The 25,520-nt window shown below is 51.9% G+C and carries 23 protein-coding genes; 11 read left to right on the forward strand and 12 right to left on the reverse strand.

The window, feature by feature from the left end:
- Positions 1 to 17 precede the first annotated feature (17 nt).
- The 3 genes from ABGV42_RS28810 (at position 18) to gntK (ending at position 3,458) form a co-directional block, all read left to right on the forward strand.
- A complete protein-coding gene (locus ABGV42_RS28810) occupies positions 18 to 968 on the forward strand; it encodes a carbohydrate ABC transporter permease (protein ID WP_347384786.1) in 951 nt (316 codons plus the stop codon).
- A gap of 21 nt (positions 969 to 989) precedes the next feature.
- Positions 990 to 1,817, forward strand: coding sequence for a carbohydrate ABC transporter permease (locus ABGV42_RS28815; RefSeq protein WP_095290931.1), 828 nt, complete (start codon positions 990 to 992; stop codon positions 1,815 to 1,817).
- A gap of 87 nt (positions 1,818 to 1,904) precedes the next feature.
- On the forward strand, positions 1,905 to 3,458 hold the full coding sequence (gene gntK, locus ABGV42_RS28820) for a gluconokinase (protein ID WP_347384787.1): 1,554 nt from the start codon (positions 1,905 to 1,907) through the stop codon (positions 3,456 to 3,458).
- Between the two features lie 64 nt (positions 3,459 to 3,522).
- Here the strand turns inward: gntK and ABGV42_RS28825 are convergent, their stop codons facing one another.
- Positions 3,523 to 3,897, reverse strand: coding sequence for a nuclear transport factor 2 family protein (locus ABGV42_RS28825; protein ID WP_347384788.1), 375 nt, complete (start codon positions 3,895 to 3,897; stop codon positions 3,523 to 3,525).
- A gap of 123 nt (positions 3,898 to 4,020) precedes the next feature.
- Here ABGV42_RS28825 and ABGV42_RS28830 point away from each other — a divergent pair, with 123 nt between their 5' ends.
- The 3 genes from ABGV42_RS28830 to ABGV42_RS28840 all read left to right on the forward strand — a co-directional run bounded on the left by ABGV42_RS28830 (position 4,021) and on the right by ABGV42_RS28840 (position 6,270).
- Entirely contained in the window at positions 4,021 to 4,365 is a 345-nt protein-coding gene (locus tag ABGV42_RS28830) for an ArsR/SmtB family transcription factor (protein ID WP_431523701.1), read from the forward strand.
- Between the two features lie 8 nt (positions 4,366 to 4,373).
- Complete coding sequence (locus ABGV42_RS28835) at positions 4,374 to 5,180, forward strand: hypothetical protein (protein WP_347385238.1); 807 nt, start codon at positions 4,374 to 4,376, stop codon at positions 5,178 to 5,180.
- A gap of 130 nt (positions 5,181 to 5,310) precedes the next feature.
- On the forward strand, positions 5,311 to 6,270 hold the full coding sequence (locus ABGV42_RS28840) for an MraY family glycosyltransferase (protein WP_347385239.1): 960 nt from the start codon (positions 5,311 to 5,313) through the stop codon (positions 6,268 to 6,270).
- 171 nt (positions 6,271 to 6,441) lie between these two features.
- Here the strand turns inward: ABGV42_RS28840 and cydC are convergent, their stop codons facing one another.
- Genes cydC through ABGV42_RS28860 form a run of 4 tightly spaced genes read right to left on the reverse strand, consistent with a single transcriptional unit; the run spans position 6,442 to position 12,630 of the window.
- Complete coding sequence (gene cydC / locus ABGV42_RS28845) at positions 6,442 to 8,343, reverse strand: thiol reductant ABC exporter subunit CydC (RefSeq protein WP_347384789.1); 1,902 nt, start codon at positions 8,341 to 8,343, stop codon at positions 6,442 to 6,444.
- Between the two features lies 1 nt (position 8,344).
- Entirely contained in the window at positions 8,345 to 10,213 is a 1,869-nt protein-coding gene (cydD, locus tag ABGV42_RS28850; protein ID WP_347384790.1) for a thiol reductant ABC exporter subunit CydD, read from the reverse strand.
- 1 nt (position 10,214) lies between these two features.
- Positions 10,215 to 11,228: a cytochrome d ubiquinol oxidase subunit II gene (gene cydB / locus ABGV42_RS28855; RefSeq protein WP_347384791.1), complete on the reverse strand. Its 1,014-nt coding sequence runs from the start codon at positions 11,226 to 11,228 to the stop codon at positions 10,215 to 10,217.
- Positions 11,215 to 12,630, reverse strand: a complete 1,416-nt coding sequence (locus tag ABGV42_RS28860) for a cytochrome ubiquinol oxidase subunit I (protein WP_347384792.1) — start codon at positions 12,628 to 12,630, stop codon at positions 11,215 to 11,217. The genes cydB and ABGV42_RS28860 overlap by 14 nt, the downstream gene beginning before the upstream one ends.
- A 386-nt stretch (positions 12,631 to 13,016) precedes the next feature.
- Here ABGV42_RS28860 and ABGV42_RS28865 point away from each other — a divergent pair, with 386 nt between their 5' ends.
- The 5 genes from ABGV42_RS28865 to ABGV42_RS28885 all read left to right on the forward strand — a co-directional run bounded on the left by ABGV42_RS28865 (position 13,017) and on the right by ABGV42_RS28885 (position 17,805).
- A complete protein-coding gene (locus ABGV42_RS28865; RefSeq protein WP_347384793.1) occupies positions 13,017 to 14,309 on the forward strand; it encodes a hypothetical protein in 1,293 nt (430 codons plus the stop codon).
- Positions 14,309 to 15,199: a glycosyltransferase gene (locus ABGV42_RS28870; protein ID WP_347384794.1), complete on the forward strand. Its 891-nt coding sequence runs from the start codon at positions 14,309 to 14,311 to the stop codon at positions 15,197 to 15,199. The genes ABGV42_RS28865 and ABGV42_RS28870 overlap by 1 nt, the downstream gene beginning before the upstream one ends.
- 1 nt (position 15,200) lies before the next feature.
- The gene (locus ABGV42_RS28875; protein ID WP_347384795.1) at positions 15,201 to 16,541 is read left to right on the forward strand and encodes a glycosyltransferase family 4 protein; all 1,341 of its coding nucleotides are present in this window, start codon (positions 15,201 to 15,203) and stop codon (positions 16,539 to 16,541) included.
- A complete protein-coding gene (locus ABGV42_RS28880; protein WP_347384796.1) occupies positions 16,538 to 17,209 on the forward strand; it encodes a class I SAM-dependent methyltransferase in 672 nt (223 codons plus the stop codon). Before ABGV42_RS28875 ends, ABGV42_RS28880 begins: the two co-directional genes overlap by 4 nt.
- A gap of 221 nt (positions 17,210 to 17,430) precedes the next feature.
- Complete coding sequence (locus tag ABGV42_RS28885) at positions 17,431 to 17,805, forward strand: hypothetical protein (protein ID WP_347384797.1); 375 nt, start codon at positions 17,431 to 17,433, stop codon at positions 17,803 to 17,805.
- A gap of 87 nt (positions 17,806 to 17,892) precedes the next feature.
- Here ABGV42_RS28885 and ABGV42_RS28890 read toward each other — a convergent pair whose 3' ends face one another.
- From ABGV42_RS28890 to ABGV42_RS28920, 7 genes are all read right to left on the reverse strand, one after another.
- Positions 17,893 to 19,218 carry an MFS transporter gene (locus tag ABGV42_RS28890; RefSeq protein ID WP_347384798.1) on the reverse strand — a complete coding sequence of 442 codons (1,326 nt, stop codon included), beginning with the start codon at positions 19,216 to 19,218 and terminating at the stop codon, positions 17,893 to 17,895.
- A gap of 80 nt (positions 19,219 to 19,298) precedes the next feature.
- The gene (locus ABGV42_RS28895) at positions 19,299 to 20,477 is read right to left on the reverse strand and encodes a winged helix-turn-helix domain-containing protein (protein WP_347384799.1); all 1,179 of its coding nucleotides are present in this window, start codon (positions 20,475 to 20,477) and stop codon (positions 19,299 to 19,301) included.
- A 166-nt stretch (positions 20,478 to 20,643) separates the two neighbouring features.
- Complete coding sequence (locus ABGV42_RS28900) at positions 20,644 to 21,438, reverse strand: ABC transporter ATP-binding protein (protein WP_347384800.1); 795 nt, start codon at positions 21,436 to 21,438, stop codon at positions 20,644 to 20,646.
- 2 nt (positions 21,439 to 21,440) lie between these two features.
- Positions 21,441 to 22,301 (reverse strand): ABC transporter permease, encoded by an 861-nt coding sequence (locus ABGV42_RS28905; RefSeq protein WP_430023114.1) that lies wholly within the window; start codon positions 22,299 to 22,301, stop codon positions 21,441 to 21,443.
- A gap of 150 nt (positions 22,302 to 22,451) precedes the next feature.
- On the reverse strand, positions 22,452 to 23,501 hold the full coding sequence (locus tag ABGV42_RS28910) for an ABC transporter substrate-binding protein (RefSeq protein ID WP_347384802.1): 1,050 nt from the start codon (positions 23,499 to 23,501) through the stop codon (positions 22,452 to 22,454).
- Between the two features lie 320 nt (positions 23,502 to 23,821).
- Positions 23,822 to 24,460, reverse strand: coding sequence for a helix-turn-helix transcriptional regulator (locus tag ABGV42_RS28915; RefSeq protein ID WP_095360337.1), 639 nt, complete (start codon positions 24,458 to 24,460; stop codon positions 23,822 to 23,824).
- A 21-nt stretch (positions 24,461 to 24,481) separates the two neighbouring features.
- Positions 24,482 to 25,369 carry a rhodanese-related sulfurtransferase gene (locus tag ABGV42_RS28920; RefSeq protein WP_347384803.1) on the reverse strand — a complete coding sequence of 296 codons (888 nt, stop codon included), beginning with the start codon at positions 25,367 to 25,369 and terminating at the stop codon, positions 24,482 to 24,484.
- Positions 25,370 to 25,520 lie beyond the last annotated feature (151 nt).

Here is a 25,520-nt window from a genome sequence, read left to right on the forward strand (position 1 = left end):
CATAAGGAGGAATTCATATGGCTGTAACCGAACCCCATCTCACTCCCGAACCCGGAGCCGTGCATCCGGACCTGGATCGGAAGAAATCTCTCCTATCTCAAATTTGGGAGCATCGTGCCCTATATGCTGCGATCTCACCGTTTTATATTCTGTTTGCCGTGTTTGGCCTGTTTCCCATCGGATTCTCGTTGTACCTGGCTTTCCACAAATGGGACGGCATTGGCGTAATGACCTACAATGGGCTGAATAATTTTAAATACATGCTGACGGATGCCGAGTTCTGGCAGGCGGTGGGCAATACGTTCATGATCTGGATATACTCCACCATTCCCATGCTGTTCTTCGCCCTTATTGTCGCCTTTTTGCTGCATGCACCGTTCGTGAAGTTCCGTACACTGTTTCGGGTCGGTTACTTCCTGCCGAACGTTACGTCCATCGTAGCCGTGGCGATCATCTTCGGTGCACTGTTTGCCAACAACTATGGCTTTCTCAACTATCTCCTGCAGTCGGTCGGGCTTCCAGTCGTGGAATGGCTTAATGCCCCTTGGGGTATTAAAGTGGCGATCTCCTCCATGGTGGTGTGGCGCTGGACGGGGTACAACGCGGTCATTTACCTGGCTGGACTCCAGAGTATTCCGCAAACCTTGTATGAAGCAGCAAAAATTGACGGCGCATCCGGGATACAGTCCTTCTTCCGGATTACGATTCCGATGCTGCGGCCCGTGATTCTGTTCACGGTGATCACCTCAACGATTGGCGGCATGCAGCTGTTCACCGAACCCCAGATTCTCGTGGGCAACGATGGCGGTGCAGGCGCGGCCGGGATGACCATCGTTCTGTACCTTTACCGTGAATCGTTCATCAACAACTACTTCGGATATGGTGCAGCGGTGGGTTGGGGCATGTTCCTCATTATCGCCCTGTTCTCCATCGTGAACTGGAAGCTTGTTCAAGGCAAGTCATCCTGATGTGACAAGGGGGGAGCGCTCATGACGTCCAAATACCTCAAATCGCTGGTGTTGTATACCGGTCTTATCGGGGGCATGCTCATTTCCATGTTCCCGTTCTATTGGCTAATTGTAATGTCCACCCGGACGACGTCCGACATTTACGCATTTCCGCCCCAGCTCTGGTTCGGGGGAGAACTGTGGAATAATATCAGCCGGGTGCTGCAGCAAATTGACTTCTGGGGTGCATTTGTCAACACATTGTTTGTATCCGGCATGGTGACCGTGCTCGTGCTGTTCTTTGACTCATTGGCGGGTTTTGCGTTTGCGAAGTTTGAATTTCCGGGCAAAAAGTGGCTTTTCGTCCTGCTGCTCGCCACCATGATGGTGCCATCCCAGCTGTCGCTTGTGCCTTCCTTCGTGCTCATGGCCACGTTCGGTTGGGTCGGTTCCTTCAAGGCCCTTATTATCCCGGGCATGGTGAATGCCTTCGGCATTTTCTGGATTCGGCAGTATGCCACAGAGTCCATCCCGAATGACCTGCTCGATGCGGGCCGGATCGACGGCTGTAATTTCTTCCGTCTCTATTGGAATGTGGCGCTGCCCATCCTACGACCTGCGTTTGCGTTTCTCGGTGCATTTACCTTTATCGGGGTGTGGAATGACTACCTGTGGCCGCTCATCGTCCTGACGGATGAACGGAAATACACGCTGCAGATTGCCCTCTCGCAATTAAACGGGCTGTACAATACGGATTACGCGATGGTCATCGCCGGTACACTGCTTGCGGTTATTCCACTTATCATTATGTTCCTGTTCATCAGCCGCCAGTTCATTTCGGACATTGCCGCAGGAGCCGTGAAGGATTAAGCTGTCCGCATTTTGATCCATCCCTCAAGTCTGATATTCTTATCTATAGATTAATACCAGATGCTCCAGAGAAAGAGGGATGACAAAATGGCTTCTTCACCGTATATGATCGGCGTAGATATCGGCACCACATCCACCAAGGCCGTATTGTTTGAACAAAACGGCTCCATCGTGGCTCAGGGTGGTGCTGATTATCCGCTATATACCCCCACCCCTGCGATTGCAGAGCAGGATGCGGACGATATTTTCCAAGCCGTCGTAGAATCCGTTAAACAGGCGACCTCCAAGGCGGGTATCAAACCGGATGAAATTTTGTTTGTATCGTTCAGTTCGGCGATGCACAGCATCCTGCCTGTTGACGAGCACGGCAAACCGCTGATGCGCGCCATGACGTGGGCAGACAATCGCAGCGCGGAATGGACGGAAGCACTCAAAACCGAAATGAACGGTCACGAAATCTATCTGAGAACAGGGACGCCCATTCATCCGATGTCACCACTGACCAAAATCATGTGGCTAACCCGGGAACAGCCGGAACTGTTCAAGCAGACCCATAAATTCATCTCCATGAAAGAATATGTATTCTTCAAGCTGTTCAATGAATACGTGATCGACCACTCCATGGCGTCTGCTACCGGCATGATGAATCTGGAGAAACTGGACTGGGATGAGGGAGCGCTGCATGTGGCGGGAATTACAGTAGACCATCTATCCCGGCTTGTGCCGACCACTTACGTACTCAAGCAGGGGTTGAACCCGGAGTACGCCAAGGAAATGGGTATTGCGGACAAGACGCCATTTGTCATCGGGGCAAGTGACGGCGTGCTCTCCAATCTCGGCGTTAACGCGATTGATCCTGGCGTTGTGGCGGTGACCATCGGCACCAGCGGAGCGATTCGTACGGTCGTGGACAAACCAGTTACCGATCCGAAAGGACGTTTCTTCTGTTACGCGCTCACCGAGGATGCGTGGGTGATTGGCGGGCCCGTGAACAATGGCGGGGTCATTTTCCGCTGGATTCGGGACGAGTTTGCGGCTTCTGAGGTAGAGACAGCGAAGCGACTCGGCATCGATCCTTATGAAGTGCTCACGCGTGTCGCGGAAAATGTACCGCCTGGATCGGAAGGGCTGCTCTTCCATCCGTATATGACAGGTGAGCGGGCTCCGCTCTGGAATCCGAATGCCCGCGGCTCGTTCTTCGGTCTGACACTTCATCATAAGAAGGAGCACATGATCCGAGCCGCCCTGGAAGGTGTATTGTTCAATCTGTATACCGTCATGCTGGCTATTGAGGAGAAGATCGGCCGTCCCACCAAAATTCAGGCCACTGGCGGCTTCGCCCGCTCCGAATTATGGCGGCAGATGATGGCCGATATTTTCGACCAGGATGTGATCATCCCTGAAAGCATTGAGAGCTCCTGCCTTGGTGCAGCCGTATTGGGATTGTACGCGCTTGGCCGCATTGATTCCCTGAGCGCCGTATCCGGCATGATTGGATCCACGCATCGTCATCAGCCTGACCCGGACAGCGTCCGCATCTACCGGGAATTGCTGCCGATCTTCATCCGGATCTCCCGCAAGTTCGAAGAGGAGTATGCGGATATCGCTGCTTTTCAAAATAAAACGATGCCTCAGAAATAAATTGCAAAAAAACAGGTGCCCTTGAAATGAAAGGGCACCTGTTTTTTCACTACTTATAAATGCATTATTGATTATATTTACTGAATGCATCCTTGTCGTCCTGCACATTTTCCAGATACATAATCTGTCCCTCATCATTCAGGCGGGCGGTATCAATCCCTGTTTTTGCATATACCGCCCCATCAGCAGCTTGTCCACATACGGCCCAGTTCGTCTGATAGCTGCCGTCCGGCTGCAGCACCCACCCGTCCCACATATGTTTGACGTCCATGTTGTACTCATAGAATGCTTTCATAAAACCTTCAAATCCTCTTCTGCTGGTGCCGTTTAACACAATCTCAGCATCCGGTGTGAACAGGGACAGTAAATCCTGCATCGCACGCACATCCGTACGAGAAGCGTCAAATAAACGGAAATAATTGTTTAACAATGTAGTCATGGTGAACCTCCTGATGGTTATAAGCCGATACGAATTACAGTTCGAAAAATTTCAAACTATTGAATAGAAATGTATCACACGATCCAGCCTTCTTACAACCCTCAGTTCGAAAAAAATCAAACATTGAAAGAGACGTTTCAATATGCTACCGTCATAGGTATGAAAACACCTACGATACCCATGGCTTCGGAAATGGAGTTTACCACGGTCTGCAATGCACTTGGTGATCCGGTGCGCATGAAGATTGCACACTGCCTGGCCAGCTCCGGCGAGAAAAACTGTTCCGCATTCGAAGTAGACCATATTTCCAAATCAACATTGTCCCATCACATCAAAATTCTTCGTGAAGCAGGCCTGATCCAGCCACGTATTGAAGGCAAACAGCATTTTTACTCTTTGCGAAAGGATGATCTAAGCAGCCGTTTCCCCGGTCTTGTAGAATTAATATTGAATACGACAGGAGGTTAATTGCATTGTTGGATAAAAAAGCGGCCAAAATACTGCTGAACACATTCTGGGGAGGTGGCGGCTGGAAGACAGTTCGTGCACCGTTCTCCGGTGATGATTTTGAATATGCCAAAAGCAAACATGTGATGTTCGATTCGCAGACCATCACCCACGACGAGATTGTTCAGCGTCTGTATGAGATTCATCAGGACATCAACGTGAAGGACAGGGTGGTATCCGCTTTTCTGCATAGCCTGTCCACCAAGAAGGTATATCTGCGCAGTGCGCTCTCAAGCTGGGCACTAACCTCCCGTTTGCCTCTGCATACCTATGCGGAACGGCCTGCGCTGAGCGCCAATACCAGTGCATGCGGGGATTGCAATTACCTGCGGTTACAATCGGACAAGCAGTATGTGAACGTCGATCTGAACGTCATGAATTTTGAGAGGATCAAATGGGGCGGGGTCCGCCATGGCTGGTTGATCTACTGTCTAATGGATCTGGAACTGCTGCTTCTTGATCACGATTCGAATTACGAGGTAACCTCGGAAGACAAGACCATCCTTGAACAGCTTCTTGCAGCCTGCCAGACTGGTGATCCGAAGGATAGTGCCCGCTCGCTTGAAAAGCTATGGAAAGGCCTGCTCCCTTCGAGCAAACAGGAACGGGATGCCTTACTTGAGATCTGGGCTGCCGCTGGCCTGCTTGTTCCTGGGGATACGCCGAGAAAAGGTAAAGGCGGCTCCAGCGATTTTGTCTTTGCAGCGACCTGGCAAGGGAATGACGGCTATGATGCGGAAGCAGCGAACCACTTCTTTGGATCTTATTTGCAATAAACGTTCTGAATTTTGACCTTCTGCCAACATGTGTACGATCATGCTGGTTACAATAATGACATCGACAGATTTCCGCTTTAGCTCGTATAATAGGGGGAAAATGGTAGATGGGAGTGAATCAAGCAATTTTATGGTATACATAATGGCCTTTTTGCTGTCTTTTGTTGTCGTGCTTCTGCTCATTCCTCCGCTTAGCCGACTGGCCCACCGCCTTGATTTTGTGGACAAGCCCCGTGAGGACGTAGAGCGCAAGCTTCACAGGCAGCCCATTCCGCTGACGGCGAGTTACGCGATATTTACCGGATTCTTCCTGACATACATTGCTTTTACGAAGCAGCTTTCCATGGAGACGGTTGCACTGGTTGCAGGCGGCATGCTTCTGTTAACGATCGGCACCATTGACGACTGGTACAAAACAAAAGGCAAAGACTTTCCCGCCCTGCCCAAAATGATCATTCAGATCTCTGCAGCCGTGCTCGTATTTGCTTCCGGCATTGCATTCACCGGGTTTGTTAACCCGCTGACCTCGGAATACATCATGCTTCCGTTCTGGCTGCAGTTCATTCTGACGATCCTGTGGATCTTCGGCGTAACCACCGTCATTAACTTCTCGGACGGCATGGACGGGCTTGCTGGCGGATTATCTGCGATCTCGGCAGTCACGCTGTTTGTCGTGGCCCTGGCCAAAGGCCAAAGCGATTCAGCACTCATGTCCATCGTGCTTGTCGGTGTAACGCTGGGGTATCTGAAATACAATAAACCTCCGGCCAAGGTATTTATGGGTGATGCCGGAGCAACGTTTCTCGGTTTCATTCTGGCTGTCATTGCCCTTGACGGTGCATTCAAGCAAGCGACCATGCTGTCGCTATTCATCCCGATTCTGGCCCTTGGTGTACCGATCTTCGACAATATCTTTGTCGTTATCAAACGTTTCATTCAAGGCAAAGCCATCTATCAGGCTGATGCAAGCCAGGCTCATTATCGCCTCCTGCGTGCAGGACTGAACCACAAGCAGGTGGTTGGCGTATTGTATCTCATCAGTACCTGCCTCTGTCTCTCCTCCATCATCCTAATGTTGGTGGAAATGTAGATACGGGCAACATTGCTCCATACATGGTAAAAAAGACGAGCCCGTGAATGCATGGGCTCGTCTTTTTGCTGATGCGATCCTTCCATCAGCTTTATAACCTAGAGGTAAGTCTTCTCTTTTCTTGCGACCAACATAACATGTTCCAGCCTTCCATCTTCAAGGCCACCACACTTACCTGGAAGCTGCCGGCGGCAAGGGGAACCCTGGCTTCTGCCCGTCTGCCCATCCTGGTCGGTCGAGTTCGACGAGACGACGATAACGCTCTTCCCGAGCCAGCAGCTGTTCGTGAGAACCCTGCATGGCAATCTGTCCATTTTCCATAAAAATGAGCTCATCCATCTGTTCCGCACCAATGAGATGATGGGTAACCCAGATCATTGTTTTGCCTTGCATGCTGTCCAGAATGGTACGCATGAGTGCACGTTCCGTCACAGGGTCAAGTCCAACCGTAGGTTCGTCGAAGATGACGACAGGTGTTTCCTTCAGCAGCACCCTGGCCAGTGCAATCCGCTGCCGTTCCCCGCCCGAAAAACGCATGCCTGTCTCCAGCATCGGGGTATTATACCCCTGCGGCAGAGATTCAATAAGGTCTGACAAACCGACTTGGGCAGCCACGCGTCTGATCTCTTCATCCGTTGCATGTGGACGGCCAATCCGCAGATTGTTCGCTACCGTTGTATCGAAGAGATGCGGATTCTGGTTCAGCACCGCAATGACATCGGGTACATTCTCCCCCAGCGTCTGCACAGGCTGATCATTGATCAGAACTTCCCCGACGGAAGGGAGCAGAGCACCCTGAATCAGTTTGAGAAGGGTGGATTTCCCTCCGCCACTGCGCCCCAGAACCGCTAACCGTTTGCCCTGGGGCAGATGAAGAGATACACCTTGTACAGCATAGGAATCTTCGGTAGCATACCGGTAACTTACACGATCTATCTGAATGTCCGCTCTCAGCTTCGGAGGGATACGCAGACGAATTCGTTGATCCCGTGATCGCTTCGTCCTCTCAGCGGACTCAGAAGAAACATCGGCCGCCTGCTCGGTTTCATCTCTGCCTGATGGGGAACCTTGAGTATGTCCCTTACCCTCCAAATGCTGCAATCGTTCCAGCGATTCGCGGTACTGGGGAACACGCTCCACCGCATCGGACACAGGTAGCAATGCTTCGGTCAGTGGAAACAGCACCAGTACAAACGCCGCGATCATAACGGCAGGCAGCTGTCCTGCCGCAGCCTCGCTTCCTGCCCACCATGTCACAGACACCACCATCAGTCCAATGACACACTGTGCAATCAGATCACGCCAGCGCGTCCATCTTCGCAGGCTGCGCCGAACGGAATCTGCCCGCTCTTCCCCCTCCTCCTGGAGACGAACGAATTCCGCCGCCCGACCACTTGCCATCCAATCCCCAAGGCCAAGTACGCCGTCTGTAAGGCGGGTATACAAGTGGCTGTTCTCCTTTTTTAACCGCACTTTTCGTTTCCAGGTTACCTTTAACGTGATGGCTGGCAGCAATCCAATCAGGAATAACATGTAGAGGCTCATCCATAACGCAAACCCCAGATCCACGGTACCAAAAGAAATAACGGCTGCACCGTACAGGATCAGTGCCGTGATGGCTGGAAAGACTGTGCGCAGATAAATGTCCTGCAGCCGCTCCACATCCTCCGCGAGTGCGCCGAGTACATCACCCGTTTGCATTCGTGAGCGCAGAAACAGGGCTTGCGGCTCCAAAATCCGGTACAGCTTCACCCGTTGAGCTGCAAGCACGCGCAGCACGGCATCATGACCCGCCAGACGCTCTGCATATCGGAACACCGCACGGAAAATCCCGAACGCACGAACGCCCACAATCGGTACATAGACCATCAGTATGTTTTCAGGACGGAGCGCAGACTTGGAGATCAGGAACCCGGAAGTGAAGAGCAGCAGCACTGCACAACATGCAGCGCATGTCCCCAGTGCAATGACTCCGGCAAATCTCCAGCGGTACTGTACCGCGTAGGGAGTAATCCAGCTATTCTTTTCACTCCCGTTCCGGGCCATTTCTGTCTGCTTTATCTCAGCTTCCATCTCATACCGCCTCCATCTGGGCCCGAATCATCTGGTAATATACGCCCTGTCTTGCAAGCAACTCTTCATGTGTTCCCGTCTCGGCAACCGTCCTGCCATCCATCACGATGATGCGATCCATATGCGGCATCCAGTGCAGACGATGCGTAGCCAGAAATACCAGTTTGTCTTCAAAGCAAGGCAGCATTGTTTGTTTCAGCTCATACTCGGTCTCCACATCCAGATGTGCGGTCGGCTCGTCCAATAGCAGAACCGGCCTGGTACTTAATAAGGCCCTGGCCAGGGCCACCCGCTGCTCCTGTCCACCGCTAAGCTGTCTTCCTCCTGCACCAATTGGCTCATGCAGTCCATTCGGCAAGGAAGAGACCAGCCTGTTCAAGCCTGCTGCACCAATCGCGTCAGCAACCTCCGCATCGGATGCTTGCGGCATATAAAAGCGCACGTTATCAGCGAGGCTCCCACTAAATATATACGGATGCTGAGGGATGGCTGCCGTCTGCATTTTCCACGACTCCATCATCTTTGGGGATACAGGCTGACCGTTCACTAACACTTGACCTGAAGTGGGCAGTTGAAAACCGGCCAGTACGTCAATCAACGTTGACTTCCCGGCGCCGCTGGCTCCGATAATACCGACTTTGACCAGACCGGTAATCTGAAAGGTGACATCCTCCAGCGAACAGGGTCCATCCTCTTCATGACGCACTTGAATATCGGTAAGCGCCAGTCGACTGCCCGTGTTCCAGGACAGCTTCGAAGAAGCTGAAGACACGTGTCCGGAAGGGCGACCATCACGCAATACAACTCGTATGGTCGAGGCATGTACAGGATCGGAAGAAGACTGCTGCACAGGTCTTACTCTGTCTGTCCCTGCCTCTGTCTGAAGTACAGTACTCGCATAAGCCTCCAGCTGTCTCTGTTCTGCTTCTTTCCCCCGCTTGATCATCTGCTCAATCGCTTCTCCGGCCTCTTTGCCATCCAATGTGGCATGATAATCTGCACCCACCATACGTACAGGCAGGAAATACTCCGGTGCCAGAATAAGTACCGTCAGTGCCGGTCCGAGCAGCATTTGTCCTTCCGTCAGGCGCAAACCGAGACCTACCGCGACCGAGGCAACCGAGAGCATGGTGAAAAAATCCAGAGCAAAGGAAGACAAAAAGGCCATGCGCAGCGTTGTCATCGTCGCTTTTCGGTAGCGCTGGCTGACGCGGACAATCGTATCCGTATGCTTGCCGCTCTGTCCCAGCGTTTTCAGCGTTTCGAGTCCGCGAAGCGTATCCACAAAATGATTGGCCAGTGCCTTGTATGATTTGAATTGTCCATCGATCTTACGCTGTGCGGCAAGACCAGCCAGAATCATGAACACAATCAATATGGGAAGGGTCACCGTCAAAATAACGCCGGACATGACATCCAGCTTGAATATATACAAGAGAATGACGATTGGGGTAAACCCCATGCCCAGCATGCGGGGAATGAACAGCTCCAGATACGTTTTGTACTGGGCTGTTCCTTCGCGCGCCAACGTGACCAGATGCCCTGTTCCTTCCGTTTTGGCAAAACGCGGGCCAAGCCTAAACCACTGCTCCACCATTTGCCTGCGCAGGTCTGTTCCCGTTTTCTCTGCATATCGTAAGGCCACCAGCTGCAGCCAGAAGGAAATGGCATAGCGGGCAGCAAAAGCAGCCAGAAACAGCAGCAGCACGGGGTACTGCTCAGTTAAGGATGACCCTTCAAACAATGCCGTTATCGCCTCGGCAAGCCACTTGGCCTGCATAATGATCGTCATCGCCTGCAGCAGCACCAGCGCTGAAGCCAGCGCCAGTACAGGCCGGATCCCCGGCAGCTTCAGCAGTCCCCGTCCCATCTTAGTACTCCAGGTGATGCTGCTCGTTCAGACGTTTGCGGAAGATGTAATAACTCCAGATCTGATATCCGAGAACAAAAGGCAGCAGCGTGCAGGCTACAATCGTCATCACTTTCAGCGAATATGCACCAGAGGCCGCATTATAGACCGTCAGATCGAATGCGGAACCGAAGGAACTGACCATAACTCTTGGGAAGAGGCCAATGAATACAGAAGCAAAAGCAATCGCAATAACAGCTCCGGTCATGCCAAATGCCCAGCCCTCACGCTTATGCCGCACGAAGTAAGCGGCGAGGCCCAATGAGGCGGCACCGAGGACCACCATAATCCAGAGCGCCCAGCCGCGAACGGCAAACACATCCGTCATGAAATAGGTCATAACCGCATAGACCGCAAGAATGGCGGCCAGCGGCAGCATTAATTGTTGAGCCGTATTCATCGCCCGTTCCCTGAGATCGCCAACGGTCCGCAAGGAAGCGAACAGCAGCCCATGAACGAGACATAACAAGGTTACACTTAGACCGCCAACAACAGTATACGGGTTGACGATGTCCAGGAATCCCGCACGCATCTGCATCTCCCCATCAATGGGCAGACCCTTCATCAGCGTGGCAAAGACGACTCCGAACAGAAATGGCAGGAGGCTGCTTGAGACCACGATGATGATATCCCAAGTTTTGCGCCAGCGCTGCTGCTTCATCTTGCTCCGGAATTCAAAAGCGACTCCGCGGCCGATCAAAGCGAGTAATACAACCACAAGCGGCAGATAAAAACCACTGAACAAGGTGGCATACCAATGCGGAAAAGCCGCGAACATCGCGCCGCCTGCCGTAATCAGCCACACCTCGTTTCCATCCCAGAACGGTCCTATCGAGTTAATCAGGGTACGACGTTCACGATCCGATTTGGCAATCAGGCCTGTAGACATTCCCACACCAAAATCGAAGCCTTCCAAAAAGAAAAAACCGACAAACAAAACAGCGATCAGCAGAAACCACAGCTCACTTAGTGACAACGGAATACCCCCCATCCATGCCGAACGGATCGGCCGATTCATCATGTTCCTCCGGCTTTTCTACTGCATGAGGACCTGCCTTGATCTCACGAACGAACAGGTAGACCATGACAATGCCCAGCACCGTATAAGCCGCCGTAAACGCAATGGTAGAGAACAGAATCTGGCCTGCGCTCACGTTAGGCGATACACTGGCTTCGGTCGTCATATATCCGAATACCGTCCAAGGCTGCCGACCCACCTCGGTCATAATCCAGCCTGACGTATTGGCAATGAACGGCAGGGAGATGGCCAAAACCATCAGGCGCATAAACCATTTTCCGGCTACCTCCAGCTTCTTGCGAATGGCCAGAAGTGTGCCGTACAGGGCGAGTACAATCATTAAACCACCCGCAGCAATCATGATGCGGAAGCTCCAGAAGGTCGTACGTACTGGCGGAATGTAGTCCCCTGGCCCGTACGTCTGCTGATACTCGGCATTCAGCTCCTTCATGCCTTTGACACTGCCGGAGAATTTGCTGTAGGACAGATAACTGAGCAATCCAGGAATCTTGATCTCACCCGAGTTCTCCTGTTTGTCCGGATCGATCGACGCGACGACCGTCCACGGTGCGGGATCTTCCGTTGTTGTCCATGTTCCTTCGCTGGCTGCCATCTTCATCGGCTGCGTCTCCACCAGATATTGCGACTGGAAGTGCCCGGAGAACGCTACGCCGAATGAGGAAACCAGACCAATGATGATGGCAATGTTGAATGATTTACGGAAAATCTCCACATCCTGCTTTTTCATCAATTTGTACGCACTAATGCCTGTTACTACGAAGGCACCCGTCATTAATGCGCCAAAGATCGTATGCGGAAATTCAACGAGCAGCTGACCATTGGTGAGCAGTGCCAGGAAATCATTCATCTCGGCACGGCCGTTGTTGATCTCGAAACCGACTGGATGCTGCATGAATGAATTGGCTGCCAGAATCCACAGTGCAGACAGGAATGTACCGACAAATACGAGCCAGATACAGGCCAGATGCACTTTTTTGGATAAACGGTCCCACCCGAAAATCCAGAGCCCGATAAATGTAGACTCCATAAAAAACGCTAGCAAGGCTTCTACGGCCAGCGGCGCACCGAACACATCCCCGACGAAGCGGGAATACTCGGACCAATTCATGCCGAACTGAAACTCTTGCAGAATCCCCGTAACGACCCCGACGGCAAAGTTAATCAGGAACAGCTTGCCCCAAAACTTGGCCATCGTTTTGTAGATCTCCTTACCCTTGACTACGTACAACGTCTCCATAATCGCTACCAGCAGTACAAGACCGATGGACAGCGGCACAAAAAAGAAATGGAAGATCGTTGTGAGTGCATATTGGATACGCGATAACATAATCGGATCCATACCGTTACCCCTTCTTTCTATTTACATCGCAGTGATTTGCATTCGGCATGGAAGCTGCACCTTCGCTGTCTGTCCGCCAAATACGTGATGAACGTATTGTGCCAGATTGCCTATTTTTCACATGTGACAATTATCACAATCTACGTCGGAATTGCGAAAAAAAAGTGACGATGGTCACACATTAGATAAAATTCAGTCTAATATGTTGGCTTATCTGCTTCGTCTATTCAGGGAAGTTGCTCATGTTTGGCACATCATGCCCATATGCTAGAGTCAGACATATCATGCGAAGTGCCTTGAGGGCTGTACATATGATGTGGAGAGATGGAACACCTCCGGAAGCGGAGGCGAAATTTTTGAATGCAGTTAAAGTGAGGTGATCACCAATGGATAAGCCCGAATCAATACTGGGGATAGTCGAGGAAACAACCCCGAAGAAGGATAATAGGGAACTTCCTCCCATCCGGTACATTCTTTTTCCCCGCAAAGGGGGTTGGTCTACTTTCCCTTACCCGGGCATTGCCGCCCTGCTCGCGGCAGAGGGAGAGGTCTTTTATGTAAGCAGTCAGGGACGTTCTGACGAGATGCCCCCGGCCATTTCAGTCGTTACCCTGACGGAAGCAGAGGTTCTGCTGCAGCAGAATCACACTGCCGCCGTCATCGCACACCCCTACTGGCTAACGGCCGTTCATTCGCTCCATCCGAAGATCAGCATTGTACTGCTTCCCGACCCGGCAGGCGATGAAGCAGACTCTCCGCTGTGGGAAAGTTGTATATCCAGACTGGTTGGTGCTGCCGATCTGATCGGCACGTCTTCGGAAACGCGTTATATGAAGCTGGCCTTTCAGGGCGTACGCGCGGTCTGGCTAGGCGGTGAAGACAAGGCTCCTGCCGGCTCCATACACAAGAATGATCTCGAGATTCCACTAAGAGATTACGAATTGCTGTTCCTTCACGCCCTTAGACAAACCACTGCAGAGGCACCAGACACCATTACTCCGCTTCAGTGCAGCATGCGTGCAGACTATTACCGCCAGCTCCGTTCCAAAACGGGGCCGCATGAGACCATCTCCTTTTTGCTGGCAGCCTATGAATATTTGCTGGACGACTCCCGTGCGGCAGCATCCCTTAAGGAAGCCTTTACCCATGCGATCATGAACGGACGAAGTGACTGTGTGCACTCCCACTATCGGTTTCTGTCGGCCATACATGCCAAAGCAGGAGAAGTCGAATCTGCGCTGCAAGTCTACGGAATCAGTGCAGGAAACGAACAGGAACGGCATCACTATGAACAGCTATGCCGCTGGCTGGAGGCGGGGGAGATTGAGCTTGTGCAGGCAGAGCTGCTGCGGTTAAACGATGACTACGGAGCCGCACTAGGCATATTAGACGCACTTGGAGGGGAGACTGCCCGGCATTGGAAGTTCCGGATTTATCGGGAGACCGGATGTGTGGAGGATGCTCTGGCTCTGGTCCATGCGGCAGATATTCAGGATCGTTCCAGCCGCAGGGATTATCAGGAGTTATCCGGCACCGCCATGGCCCTACGGGGAGAACGTCACGGGGCAGTGAGACAGTTTCTCGAAGCGGCGATGGAGAATGAGGAAGCCCTTGCCCGGATTGTGGAGATGGAACTGCTCGATCACGCTGTGCAGCAATTGCTTGGGGAGGTGCCGTGATGCTGGACCCGAAGAAGCGTACGCAACATACTCGGGGTCTGGGCATGCAGCCGGAGATTCGGACTGAAGTCCCCCCTGCCTCGACCGAAACATCAGCAGACCATCCGAGGGACTCGAAGGGCAATGAGGTGGAAAGCCAGCGTTCAAGCCCCGCAGCTTCTTCCATCCGCCGGGTTCGCAAAGGTCAGGGAAACAAACTGACCGCCATGCTCCAGGTTCGTAACGAACGTGGACGATACCTCGAAGAGGTGCTCGATGATCTGAGTGAATTTGTGGATGAGATTGTTATCGTTGATGATGCGAGCACCGACGGAACACCAGACATATGCAGATCCTATCCCAAGGTTGTTCGGTTGGAAATCCTGGAGAAACCTTTATTCGCGGAGGAATGGCGGCTCCGCAATGCGCTATGGCAAGCGGCTGTGAGCACTTCACCGGACTGGCTGCTGTCCGTCGATGCGGATGAACTGTACAGCCCGGAGGCCAAGGAAGCTATACGCAATCTGATCAACCAGGAGCATGCGGACTGGATTGCCTTCCGATTCTATGATATGTGGGGTGGCCGGACCCACTACCGGGACGATGAACTTTGGAGTCTGCACAGAAGGCATACCGCATCACTTGTACGCTATATGCCGGATTATCCCTACTTTTACCCGCAGCAGAACCATCATGTCCCCCGTCTCCCCCTGTCCTGTTCGGTATTGCCTGGCATTCGCACGGAATTGAAAGTACAGCATCTTGGATGGGCGGGCAGCCTCGAAGACCGGGTTCGCAAGTATCTGCGTTACAAGCGCATTGATCCAAACGGCGAGTGGGGCAGTCTGGAACATTACGAATCCATCCTGGACCAGGAACCTCGGCTGGTTACCTGGAAGGAGGAGCATTGAGATGGGTGTGGTCAGCATTTTGACACACAGCTTCACGGATGGATACAACCGGGAGTTCGGGCGGGTATTCGGAGGTGGGCTTGAACGCTATATTCTTGATCTGTGCAGCGTAATCCGTGAACTGGGGCATATTCCCGAGGTACATCAGTTGTCTTATTATGAAGCATTTCAGACACGTACGGAGCAGATTGATATATTCGGTTACGCCTATGATATGGATGATGTACCTGAAGCCTTTGCACGGATGGCGGCAGCAGCGCGCGGCCCTGTCATCTATGCAAGCTGCCTCTGGCAGCCCATCAGCTACAAACCCGGCAGTCTGGGCATCTGCCACGGCATTAACTGGGATCGTCCCGGTTTGCCCCTGGAGACCAAGCAGCAGGTAGCTGAACACATTCAATTGGCACTGGATGGACTGGTGCGTATCGTATCGGTGGACTCCCATTTTCAGACCTTTTGCCGGGCGGCATGTACGTTTGATGATCCTCAACAGGTCGTCCTTATTCCCAATGCCGTGGATACCTCCTATTTCACTCCCGCTCCGCCCAGACCGAGGTTCGGACAGGAACAGGAAGCCGAATGGCTGTCTGCATGGAAGGAGGACCTCGCCAGCCAGGAAGAAGAAACCGGGGTCGTCATCTCGGGGTTGAACGCAAAAGAAACGATCCAGCTGGATAACGCTGACCATTCCGATCAGGCAAACGAAAACGCTGATTCTGCTGTAAGCATCCACAATACTGCTCTGCCAGCAAAGATTGCGCGTCCTCTGCGAATCCTGTATCCGCGCCGGATCAGTATGGAACGAGGCATTATACCCATGATGCTTGCGGCAGATCGGCTGCTGGGTGCCCATCCGGATCTGGAGATTGAATTTGCCGGAGAACTGGTCGAAGGCAGTACGGTGGGTAGGGCATTTCGTTATTGGCACCGTACTCATCCACACCAAGATCGCATCTTACAGCGTACGTACGACTTCAGGGATATCCGCGAGGCCTACCATCAGGCCGATATCGCGGTTATTCCCACAGTGTTCTCGGAGGGAACCTCCTATGCCTGCCTGGAAGCCATGAGTTGTGGCATTCCGGTCGTTGCCTCCAACGTTGGCGGTTTAAATGATCTCATACAGGACGGTTTTAACGGCCTGCTTGTGCCCCCAGGCGATGAAGCACTCACCGCTGCTCTGGTACGACTCCTGGAGGACAGGGCGGAACGGGAGCGCCTCGGCATATACGCCAGGGAGACAGCCGTGGCCTACGATCTGTCCGGATGGCGGCGCAAGTGGAGTGCGGTATTGGAGGCGTTCTTGGCAGACGCAGGATTGAGAGAGGGGATTCGGGGATGATGGACACACCTAATCAGCTGGAATCATTGGAATCCAGATACGTTCGGCAAAGCGATCCCAAGACAGATACGCTGGTCTTTCCGCTGCATCCGGCATGGTGGAGCAGACCTTACGAATATGAATGGGCCCGCCAGTTCGCCCAACAGGACGACGTGGTACTGGATGCAGCCTGCGGCATTTCCCATCCGTTCAAGTTTTGGCTGGCCGAACACTGCCGGGAAACTCACGCCTGTGATTGGGATGAACGCATCTTGTCGGAGGAAGCAATCCGGCAGGATATTGCTTCCGACTTCGGCGAAGAGGCTGCGCGTCATTTGCCGGAACACTACTTGACCAGGCTGCATCGCGCTCAGGCGAACCTGGCGCAGCTGCCTTATGCCTCCGGCATGTTTGACCGTATATTCTGCATTTCGGTTCTGGAGCATCTGGATACCGGCACGATGCTGCGTGCCTTTCGCGAATTCGCCCGGGTCATGAAGCCGGATGGACAATTAATTGCAACCTTTGATGTGCCGGAGATGCGGCCCGATTTACTCGAGACCATCATGGCCGTTACCGGTCTCACCATTGATGGAAAGCTTGTGGTGGAAGAGCCCAATGATGCCATCTGGTCTGACATGTATGGAACGCCAATCCGCTGCTTCCGGGCAGTGATTCGGAAAGGATAGTCAATCTTCGTTAGCAAGGATGAAGCTGTCAAACGCCAGCAATGGGGTTGGCTGTTATGTGGGTGAAAGCCCAGTATGTCAAAGATGGACGAATAGCATCTTACAGCGAGATGCAAAGCCTTCCGCTGCTGCTGCGCCGGGAGGCAATACAGGGGGGTATTCCGAAATAAACAGTTCACCGCCAGTCACCTGTTCATCGCCAGATCGTCCTAAGAAACTCATTGCCCCCGGACAATAATTTTGTCTCGCGGCTCTCTGGCGGAATTACGATTGCACTCAATCTCCTGTCTTCCTTCAGTGGCTCCATGATTGTCAGTGCCAATGGAACGCTATCATCACCCAGTACGCTTACAGCAGTGAACAGCAACCTGTCCAGTACCAACACCAGTGTTGCCATCGTTCGATTCTCCATCGCTGCGCCTACCGGAGCAACCACGCTAATGACGATGCCTTTGCAAGCGGGCCCCTTTTCATCCAGCGTTTTTGGCAGTTATGTCGTTCCGCCAGGTCTGGCCATTAATCTGACCGTCAGCGGTTCCCTTTCCGTCGGAGGCTTGCTGGCATCCACAGCCTACTTCGCTTGGTGGGAGGTCTAATCTCCCATCCCTCTATTCCCCAAGTCAAAAAAGCCGCCTCCGGCGAACCGGAAGCGGCTTTTACGTATTTCTTTTCAAGCCAAGAGATCAATGTGACATGTGTTCCTGCCGGACAGTGCCATGTGATGCCCGAACTCCCCACAATATACGCTGGAGTACTATGCCCGCCAGACCAATAACTAGCGTAGCAATGCCGATGAATTGAAAGGTAAGGCTGGGCCCCGTAAGACGAATCAGAGCACCACCTACCAGCGGAGCCACGACAAGCACGACACTGGACATGGAATTTTGAATGCCGAAGACGCGACCTACAAAGGCTGGAGGGGTTTCCTTTTGCAGCAGATAATTCAAAGTCACCATGGAGAGGCCGTTTCCGAGACCAATGCACAGCCCCCAGACGATAATCCAAACATCCGGCGTAAGGGGAGTCACCCAGCCTAGGGCGGCTATCCCTGTCCCAATAAGGAGAAAACCTCCGCCCAGTCCCCAGCCATATCCGATTCGCGGCAGCCGGTTCAGCAGCAGAATCATGATGACAGCACCTGCGCCTGCCGATGAGCCAAGCCACCCGATCAGGGCTTCATTCCCCGGCTTAATGCTCCGAAAGAGTGTCACAAACTGATAATCAATCATCAGAATGGCCATTAAGCCAAAACAGCCGAACAACAGTGTGCTTAAAATGGCCCGACTGTTTCGTATAAAGCGCCATCCTTGGGTCCATTGCTTCAGCATCGATTCAGATTCTCTTTGGGATTGCTGATCTAGCGTCCCATCTCCTACAGAATGTTCTGCCTTCTCATTTAAACGTCGCAATGGCCATAATACCAAACCGGATATCAGACGGGTGCAGGCGTTGATCATAATACAGATTTGAGGCGAAAATACTGCCAGGATGACGGCACCCAGCAGTGGACCAGCCACTTTGGAGCACTGTCCAACAAAGCCGTTCAGTGACGATGCCTGAAACAGATGCTCCTCTGCCACCACTTGACGCGTCAGGGCCTGCTGGGCAGGAATGTGGAATACACCCATCATGGCTCGCAAGGCCAGAAGTGGAAGAAGCCATGCCGCGCTTGGGGCGAACAAAATGGCAATCGTAAGTGCAACGGTGATTACATCACACAGCAGCATGATCTTTACTTTGTGCAAACGATCTGCAAGTGTACCCGCGACCGAAGACAGCAGTATGCCCGGAACAGCCATACAGACGGGAATCAGCGCGATGATCAGCGGATCGGCACCCCACCGATAGGCCACCAACACCTGAATGGCAAGGGCATCGAACCAATCCCCGAAGGTAGCGAGCGCATACGCGATAAACATGCGCATGAAGCGGAAATTGGTCCACAAACTTGTGGATGACACCTTGGACGAAGGTGATGACCGATGAGATTCATTTGAAACGGTATTCATTGTGGATGGTTCCTCCTAGTCCTCTGATTACAGCCTCAAATGCTAGGCTTATATGTTCCTTGGCTGTAATCATACGAGAGTTATATCAGAGGAAGATCAGAGGCTGGAGGAAATGGGGATAAATATGTGCGGACTTCATCCGTAATACGCTGTCCATACATAGGCACACCGTATTCTTTGGCAATTCCAGCATAGACTTGACGATATTTGTGAACCAGACGTCCCTCAATGCGGTGATGTGCCATGAATAACAAGATCTGATTCGCCGAATTGATGTATAGTGGTGCGTTCAGTGTCATTTGGAGAACATCCAGCCCGTCATCCATTCTCGGTTCTGCTTCACGAGCCCTCCCCTGCCTCAGCAGCCACAGCCCCTCCATGACCTGAAACCGTCCGATCTCACGCAAATATGGTGCATCCTTCAAACTTGAACGTAACATGCTCATCTGTTCTTCTACTCTTTCACCACTGCCGCCCCACAACTCTACGTACAACTCCGACAGGGATACGGGAAGCTTGAAGTTGACCAGATGGTCTGTCTCAATGACACGATATGTCTCTACTAACTGTGCTTTGGCCCGCCGATATTGACCAACCTCTGCATAGACCTCGACAATATTCAAGATACGGAGCTCCCGAAGCTGATCCGCAGACAATGCAGGTGAACTCAATGCCTGCTCATACAAACGCAAACTCTCCACTGGTTCGATTAGTGCGTGTACAAAAATCAGCAGCCAGTACAGCCGCTCCTCGAAGGGGACTTCCTCTGTGGTAATTAGCCATTCCAGATCTCCCTGGATAAAATGAATGTACAGTTGATAGAACAAATCAATCTGGATACCCAGAGCGTCCTGCTGATCGAACAAGGTTAGCATCGATTTCCCCTGCCCAAACAAATGATATTTGCGGAACAATCCATGGATCACTTCCCGCATCTCCAGATCATGTGCGGAGGGGTTGGCGGGCAGCGCTGCCATATTGGTTCGAATGGTTAATCTGTAACCGTAGCCCCGCACCGTATCCAGCGAAACTTCTTCCCATTGTTTCAGTTTCTTACGCAGCCGGTACACATGGTCATCCACGGTGCGTTCAACCGGATACTCCAGCGGCCATACGCTGTCCAGCAGCTGGCTGCGAGTAAATGCCTTTTCTTTGTTTTCATATAGAAAGTGAAAAAGCGCGAATTCCTTCGCGAGCAGTTGGATGGAATCCGTGCGCCGGGTTACGGTATATGTACCTTCATCAAATTGCAATGACATGCCTGGTCCCCCTGTATATGCTTGCTTATCCCTTGTTAGGGTTCATACATAATGTGATAAAACTAAAACCTGATATTCGTTCATGTAGAAAACAACATACCACAAAAAACCTTTTGCGGGCACGCAAAAGGTTTCCTGGTTAATACGATCAGTGCATGGCATGGCCTCAGCCAAGTACCACGCGATCGTCTGCCATCTTCTTGCCGCTGATGCGCTCGAATTCGCCCAGCAGCTCGGGTACGGTCAGTGTGCGCTTGCGCTCTTCACTGACATCCAGAATGATTCTGCCTTTATCCATCATGATCAGACGGTTGCCCAGACGAATCGCCTGCTCCATATTGTGAGTTACCATCAAGGTTGTTAACTTCATCTCACGGACCAGCGTTTCGGTCAGCTCGGTAATCAACTCAGCACGTGAAGGGTCAAGTGCCGCCGTATGTTCATCAAGCAGCAGAATCTGCGGCTGGGTAAAGGTTGCCATCAGAAGGCTGAGTGCCTGGCGCTCCCCGCCAGAGAGAAGACCCACTTTGGCATGGGGACGCTTATCAAGTCCAATTCCGAGCTTCTGCAGCTGGGCGTTGAAGATCTCCCGTCTGGCCCGGGTAACCCCGAAGCCAAGGCCACGTCCTTTACCGCGTTTGTACGCCATCGCCATGTTTTCTTCGATGGACATATGCGGAGCCGTTCCTGCCATCGGATCCTGGAACACCCGGCCGATCCAGCTGCTGCGCTTATGCTCAGGCAGGTTTTTGATGGATTGGTCATTGATCAGCACATCGCCCATATCCGGCTTCAACACGCCAGATATGATATTCATCAACGTAGACTTTCCCGCACCATTACTGCCGATGACCGTTACGAAATCGCCCGGGTTCATCGTCAGATTCACGCCAACCAGAGCTGTCTTCTCATCGGTCGTTCCCGGATTGAACAGCTTCGTCACATGTGAAATCTCCAGCATGATCACATACCTCCCTTCGCTTGTTGACCCGTGGATCGCATAAGCTCTTCCGTTCGTTTGCGAGCAAGACTCTTTTGTTTCATTGAGCGCTGCATGGTTGGGAAAACAAGAGCAATAATGACGATTACCGCGGTAATCAGCTTCAGATCAGAAGTATCAAACCATTTGACCTGAAGGGCAAGCGCAACGACAATCCGGTAAATAATCGAACCGACCACAGCTGCGAGTGTTGCCCAGAATACCGTTCTTGCACCCAGTATGGCTTCCCCGATAATAACAGAGGCCAGTCCGATCACGATCATGCCAATCCCCATCGTAATGTCTGCGAAGCCTGATTGCTGTGCAATAAATGCCCCGGACAGTGCAACCAGTCCGTTGGACAGACTGACACCAACAATGGTCGTCACATCGGTATTTGCACCGAAGCTGCGGATCATGCGTTTGTTGTCGCCTGTTGCGCGCAATGCCAGTCCGATATCGGTTTTCATAAACAGGTCCAGCATGATTTTAAACACCAGCACGACAATGATGATCAGTACCATGACATGCTCGCCCGAAAATGGATTATCCATGCCCATAATGGATTTGTTCGGTGCACCCAGGATGCGCATATTAATCGAGTAGAGGGCGATCATCATCAGAATCCCGGACAACAATCCATTAATTTTGCCTTTGGTATGCAGCAGACCGGTACAGGCCCCAGCTACCATTCCTCCAGCCATTGCCGCCAAGCAGGCGAGCCAAGGAGAAAAGTCGTTGGAGATCATAACCGCCGCGATTGCGCCTCCTGTTGTGAAACTTCCATCTACGGTAAGATCGGGAAAATCGAGAATACGGAACGTAATATATACGCCAAGTGCCATCAGGGCATATAACAGACCGAGCTCTATTGCCCCTTCAATTGAATTCCAACTTATACTCACGCTACTTCCTCCCTGTCTATCGAAAAGAATGAGGCGAACCCACTGCACGTCCGCCTCGCATCCGTACTGCCGGGTTATTGTCCGGTCAGATTATTGAATAATGTTGTTGTCCTGGTCCTGCACTTCAGCCTTCATCTCGTCCGTAACCGTGATGCCTTGAGCTTCAGCCGCTTTAAGATTCAGGATCAGATCGAGCTTGTCCGGAACCGTTACTTTCATATCGCCAGGCTTCGTACCATTTTTCAGAATATCCGCAGCCATTTCGCCCACTTGATATCCGTGGTCATAGTATTTGAAACCTACGGTAGCAAAAGCACCTTTTTCTACTGTATCCCGGTCACTGGAGAAGAACGGAATTTTGTTGCTGTTTGCTGTCTGAATGATCGTATCCACCGCGCTGACAACCGAGTTGTCGAGTGTGATGTAGAAGGCATCGACTTTGCCTACCAGAGAGTCCGTTGCCTGTTTAACTTCAGATGTATTCGTAACTGGGGCTTTAACCAGCTTGATACCATGTGTCGCCAGTGCCTTTTCCGCATTGTCTGCCATAACAACGGCATTCGGCTCACCCTCGTTAATGACCAAACCAACGGTTTTGATGTCCGTCATATACTTCGCGATAAAATCAGCCAATTGAACGATCGCCTCCGGATTCGTATCCGATGCACCGGTTACGTTACCGCCTGGCTTGTCCAGGTTACTAACCAATTTTGCACCAAGCGGGTCCGTCACCGCTGCGAAGAGCAATGGCTTTTCTTTGACCTGCTGAGCCAGAGCCAGTGCAGATGGGGTAGCAATCCCGAGCACCAGGTCATTCTTCGAATCACCTGCGATTTTTTGGGCAATGGACAGGTTGTTGGTTGAATCACCTTGTGCATTGTTGTAGTCAATGGTCAGGTTTTTGTTTTCTTCGATTCCCGCTTCCTTCAGTGCCGCAATAAACCCTTCACGTGTGGCATCCAGGGATGGATGTTCCACGATTTGCGAAATGGCAATGCGATAGGATTTCTCTGCAGTACCTTCACTTGCTGTAGTACTGGATCCTTCGGATTCCGTACCCGTATTGCTGTTATTTCCGCAACCTGCTGCTACAATCATTGAGGCAACCATCATCAGTGACATCCAGAATTTCTTTTTCATGTGAGAACCCCTCTCCCTCTTCTAAATGTTGTTGCCCTTCTCCTCATTCAAGTGACACGATAGGGCGGGACAAAGCGAACGCTTCAACGCATTGTTGCTTTTATCGACAAAAGCAGACAAACATAGACGTTCCTCATGCAACTGAAGTCCATGACTCGTATTGGTCATTTTGTGTTTCTCTAATATTAAGGTGCGACTTCTTTCCCGTCAATGGTTGAACCGCTTCCAATTTGGTTTGATTTCTAAGGTGTGATAGAAAACATGACACCCAATAAAAAAAGAGACTGTTTCGAATAATCGAAACAATCTCTAGTCGTACACTAATTCCCCGCGGCTTCGCGAATCTGATATGTGCATTTCTTGCCACCTTCAGCGTAACATTCCGTGCGCTCGACATCCGCCTGCAATAAGGAGCGAAACAGATCCAGTTCACAGCGACAAGCCTGACGGTATACGCTCGCTACCTGTACAATCGGACAGTTCAGCTCTGTCAGCACATAAGAACCGTCTTCTTCTCTCGACGCGTCAGCCATGTAGCCATTAGCATTTTGGATTCGTGCCAATTCCTCCACACGCCCGGCCAGATCCTGGCCCTCCATCTGTGGCAATTTGCTGCGGAGCAGCTTATCCCGCCGGCTCTCGAACAACGTGTCTACAATTCCTTCACCGGCCGACTCCGTCAATTCTTCCAGCAACTCAAGTGTAAGCGATGGGTAGGATTTAGGAAAAAAGCCATCTCCGCGTGCGGTTAAATGGTATACCGAAGATGGGCGTCCAGCTGTGGCTCTGGCTTCCCGGACTTCAATAAGTCCGTCCTGCTCCAGTGCCGTCAGATGACGACGAATCGCCATCCCGGTCAGTCCCAGTTCGGCCGTCATTTCTCTTGCGGTCATCGTGCCCTGCCGCTTCAGCATGAACAAAATCCGTTCACGCGTCGTCATTTCGTCTTCACGCTTCACGTGCAGCACCTGCTCTCCTGCTTAAGCGTGTACCGGTGCTGCCTCCCGGCAGGCATCCGAGCAAAAGCGGTTATGCGTCTCTTCGCAATCCTCACAGCACACATGCTGCAGGTTGCAGGTTGGACAATTAATATATCGGTCATGTGTCGTTCCACAGTGATAACAGCTGGCAATGACGATATCTTCATCTGTCCGGTTAATTGGCACAGAGATGCGTTCGTCAAACACATAGCATTTGCCATCGAACAGACGGCCTTGTACCTCAGGGTCCTTACCGTAGGTCACGATGCCGCCTTCCAGTTGAGCCACGTCCTGGAACCCTTCATTGATCATGAAACCGGTCAGCTTCTCGCAGCGAATGCCGCCAGTACAGTAGGTAATGATCTTTTTGTCCTTCATGTCGCCCAGATTCTCCCGAATCCAATCCGGAAACTCACGGAACGACTCGACATCCGGACGAATGGCTCCGCGGAAATGACCGATTTCGTATTCATAGTCATTGCGGCCATCGATAACGATGACGTCATCACGTTGCAAATGCTCATGGAACTCCTTCGGCGAGAGGCGTTTGCCGCTAGTCACGTTCGGATCCAGATCTTCGTCCACGCGGAAGGTTACCAGCTCCGCTTTGTGACGAACGAATATTTTTTTGAACGCATGCTCTTCCACGTCATCAATCTTGAACACCATATCGCTGAACAGCGGATTGGCATGCATGTCCTTCATGTATTGCTCCGTTTGCTCCGGCGTGCCGGACACGGTGCCGTTAATGCCTTCCGCTGCAATCAGAATGCGGCCTTTTACACCCAGGTCCTTGCAGTATTGCAGATGTTCTTGGGTAAACGTCTCGGGGTCTTCAATCTTCACGAACTTATAATATAAAAGCACGCGGTACGCGCTGTTACACATGTGTATCACCTGTTCCTATTCCATGTTGATATTGGCCGGATCATCCGACAAGCCTACAACGTTGCAACCTTGCTTATTAAAAAAGAAAATAAACAGCCGCCCGAAACATCGTCTCGAACTGCTGCCCAACATACGACTTTTATTCCTGCCC

Source organism: Paenibacillus pabuli, assembly GCF_039831995.1.
GTDB lineage: Bacteria > Bacillota > Bacilli > Paenibacillales > Paenibacillaceae > Paenibacillus > Paenibacillus pabuli_C.

Bases quoted from the DNA above. Each gene is read 5' to 3' on its own strand.
- ABGV42_RS28860 (WP_347384792.1), bottom strand. From the start codon at position 12,630: ATGGATCCGATTATGTTATCGCGTATCCAATATGCACTCACAACGATC.
- ABGV42_RS28825 (WP_347384788.1), bottom strand. From the start codon at position 3,897: ATGACTACATTGTTAAACAATTATTTCCGTTTATTTGACGCTTCTCGT.
- ABGV42_RS28810 (WP_347384786.1), top strand. From the start codon at position 18: ATGGCTGTAACCGAACCCCATCTCACTCCCGAACCCGGAGCCGTGCAT.
- ABGV42_RS28880 (WP_347384796.1), top strand. From the start codon at position 16,538: ATGATGGACACACCTAATCAGCTGGAATCATTGGAATCCAGATACGTT.
- ABGV42_RS28840 (WP_347385239.1), top strand. From the start codon at position 5,311: ATGGTATACATAATGGCCTTTTTGCTGTCTTTTGTTGTCGTGCTTCTG.
- ABGV42_RS28900 (WP_347384800.1), bottom strand. From the start codon at position 21,438: ATGCTGGAGATTTCACATGTGACGAAGCTGTTCAATCCGGGAACGACC.
- ABGV42_RS28895 (WP_347384799.1), bottom strand. From the start codon at position 20,477: ATGTCATTGCAATTTGATGAAGGTACATATACCGTAACCCGGCGCACG.
- cydC (WP_347384789.1), bottom strand. From the start codon at position 8,343: ATGGAAGCTGAGATAAAGCAGACAGAAATGGCCCGGAACGGGAGTGAA.
- ABGV42_RS28870 (WP_347384794.1), top strand. From the start codon at position 14,309: ATGCTGGACCCGAAGAAGCGTACGCAACATACTCGGGGTCTGGGCATG.
- ABGV42_RS28875 (WP_347384795.1), top strand. From the start codon at position 15,201: ATGGGTGTGGTCAGCATTTTGACACACAGCTTCACGGATGGATACAAC.
- ABGV42_RS28890 (WP_347384798.1), bottom strand. From the start codon at position 19,218: ATGAATACCGTTTCAAATGAATCTCATCGGTCATCACCTTCGTCCAAG.
- cydD (WP_347384790.1), bottom strand. From the start codon at position 10,213: ATGGGACGGGGACTGCTGAAGCTGCCGGGGATCCGGCCTGTACTGGCG.
- ABGV42_RS28910 (WP_347384802.1), bottom strand. From the start codon at position 23,501: ATGAAAAAGAAATTCTGGATGTCACTGATGATGGTTGCCTCAATGATT.
- gntK (WP_347384787.1), top strand. From the start codon at position 1,905: ATGGCTTCTTCACCGTATATGATCGGCGTAGATATCGGCACCACATCC.
- ABGV42_RS28905 (WP_430023114.1), bottom strand. From the start codon at position 22,301: ATGGCACTTGGCGTATATATTACGTTCCGTATTCTCGATTTTCCCGAT.
- ABGV42_RS28920 (WP_347384803.1), bottom strand. From the start codon at position 25,369: ATGTGTAACAGCGCGTACCGCGTGCTTTTATATTATAAGTTCGTGAAG.
- ABGV42_RS28865 (WP_347384793.1), top strand. From the start codon at position 13,017: ATGGATAAGCCCGAATCAATACTGGGGATAGTCGAGGAAACAACCCCG.
- ABGV42_RS28815 (WP_095290931.1), top strand. From the start codon at position 990: ATGACGTCCAAATACCTCAAATCGCTGGTGTTGTATACCGGTCTTATC.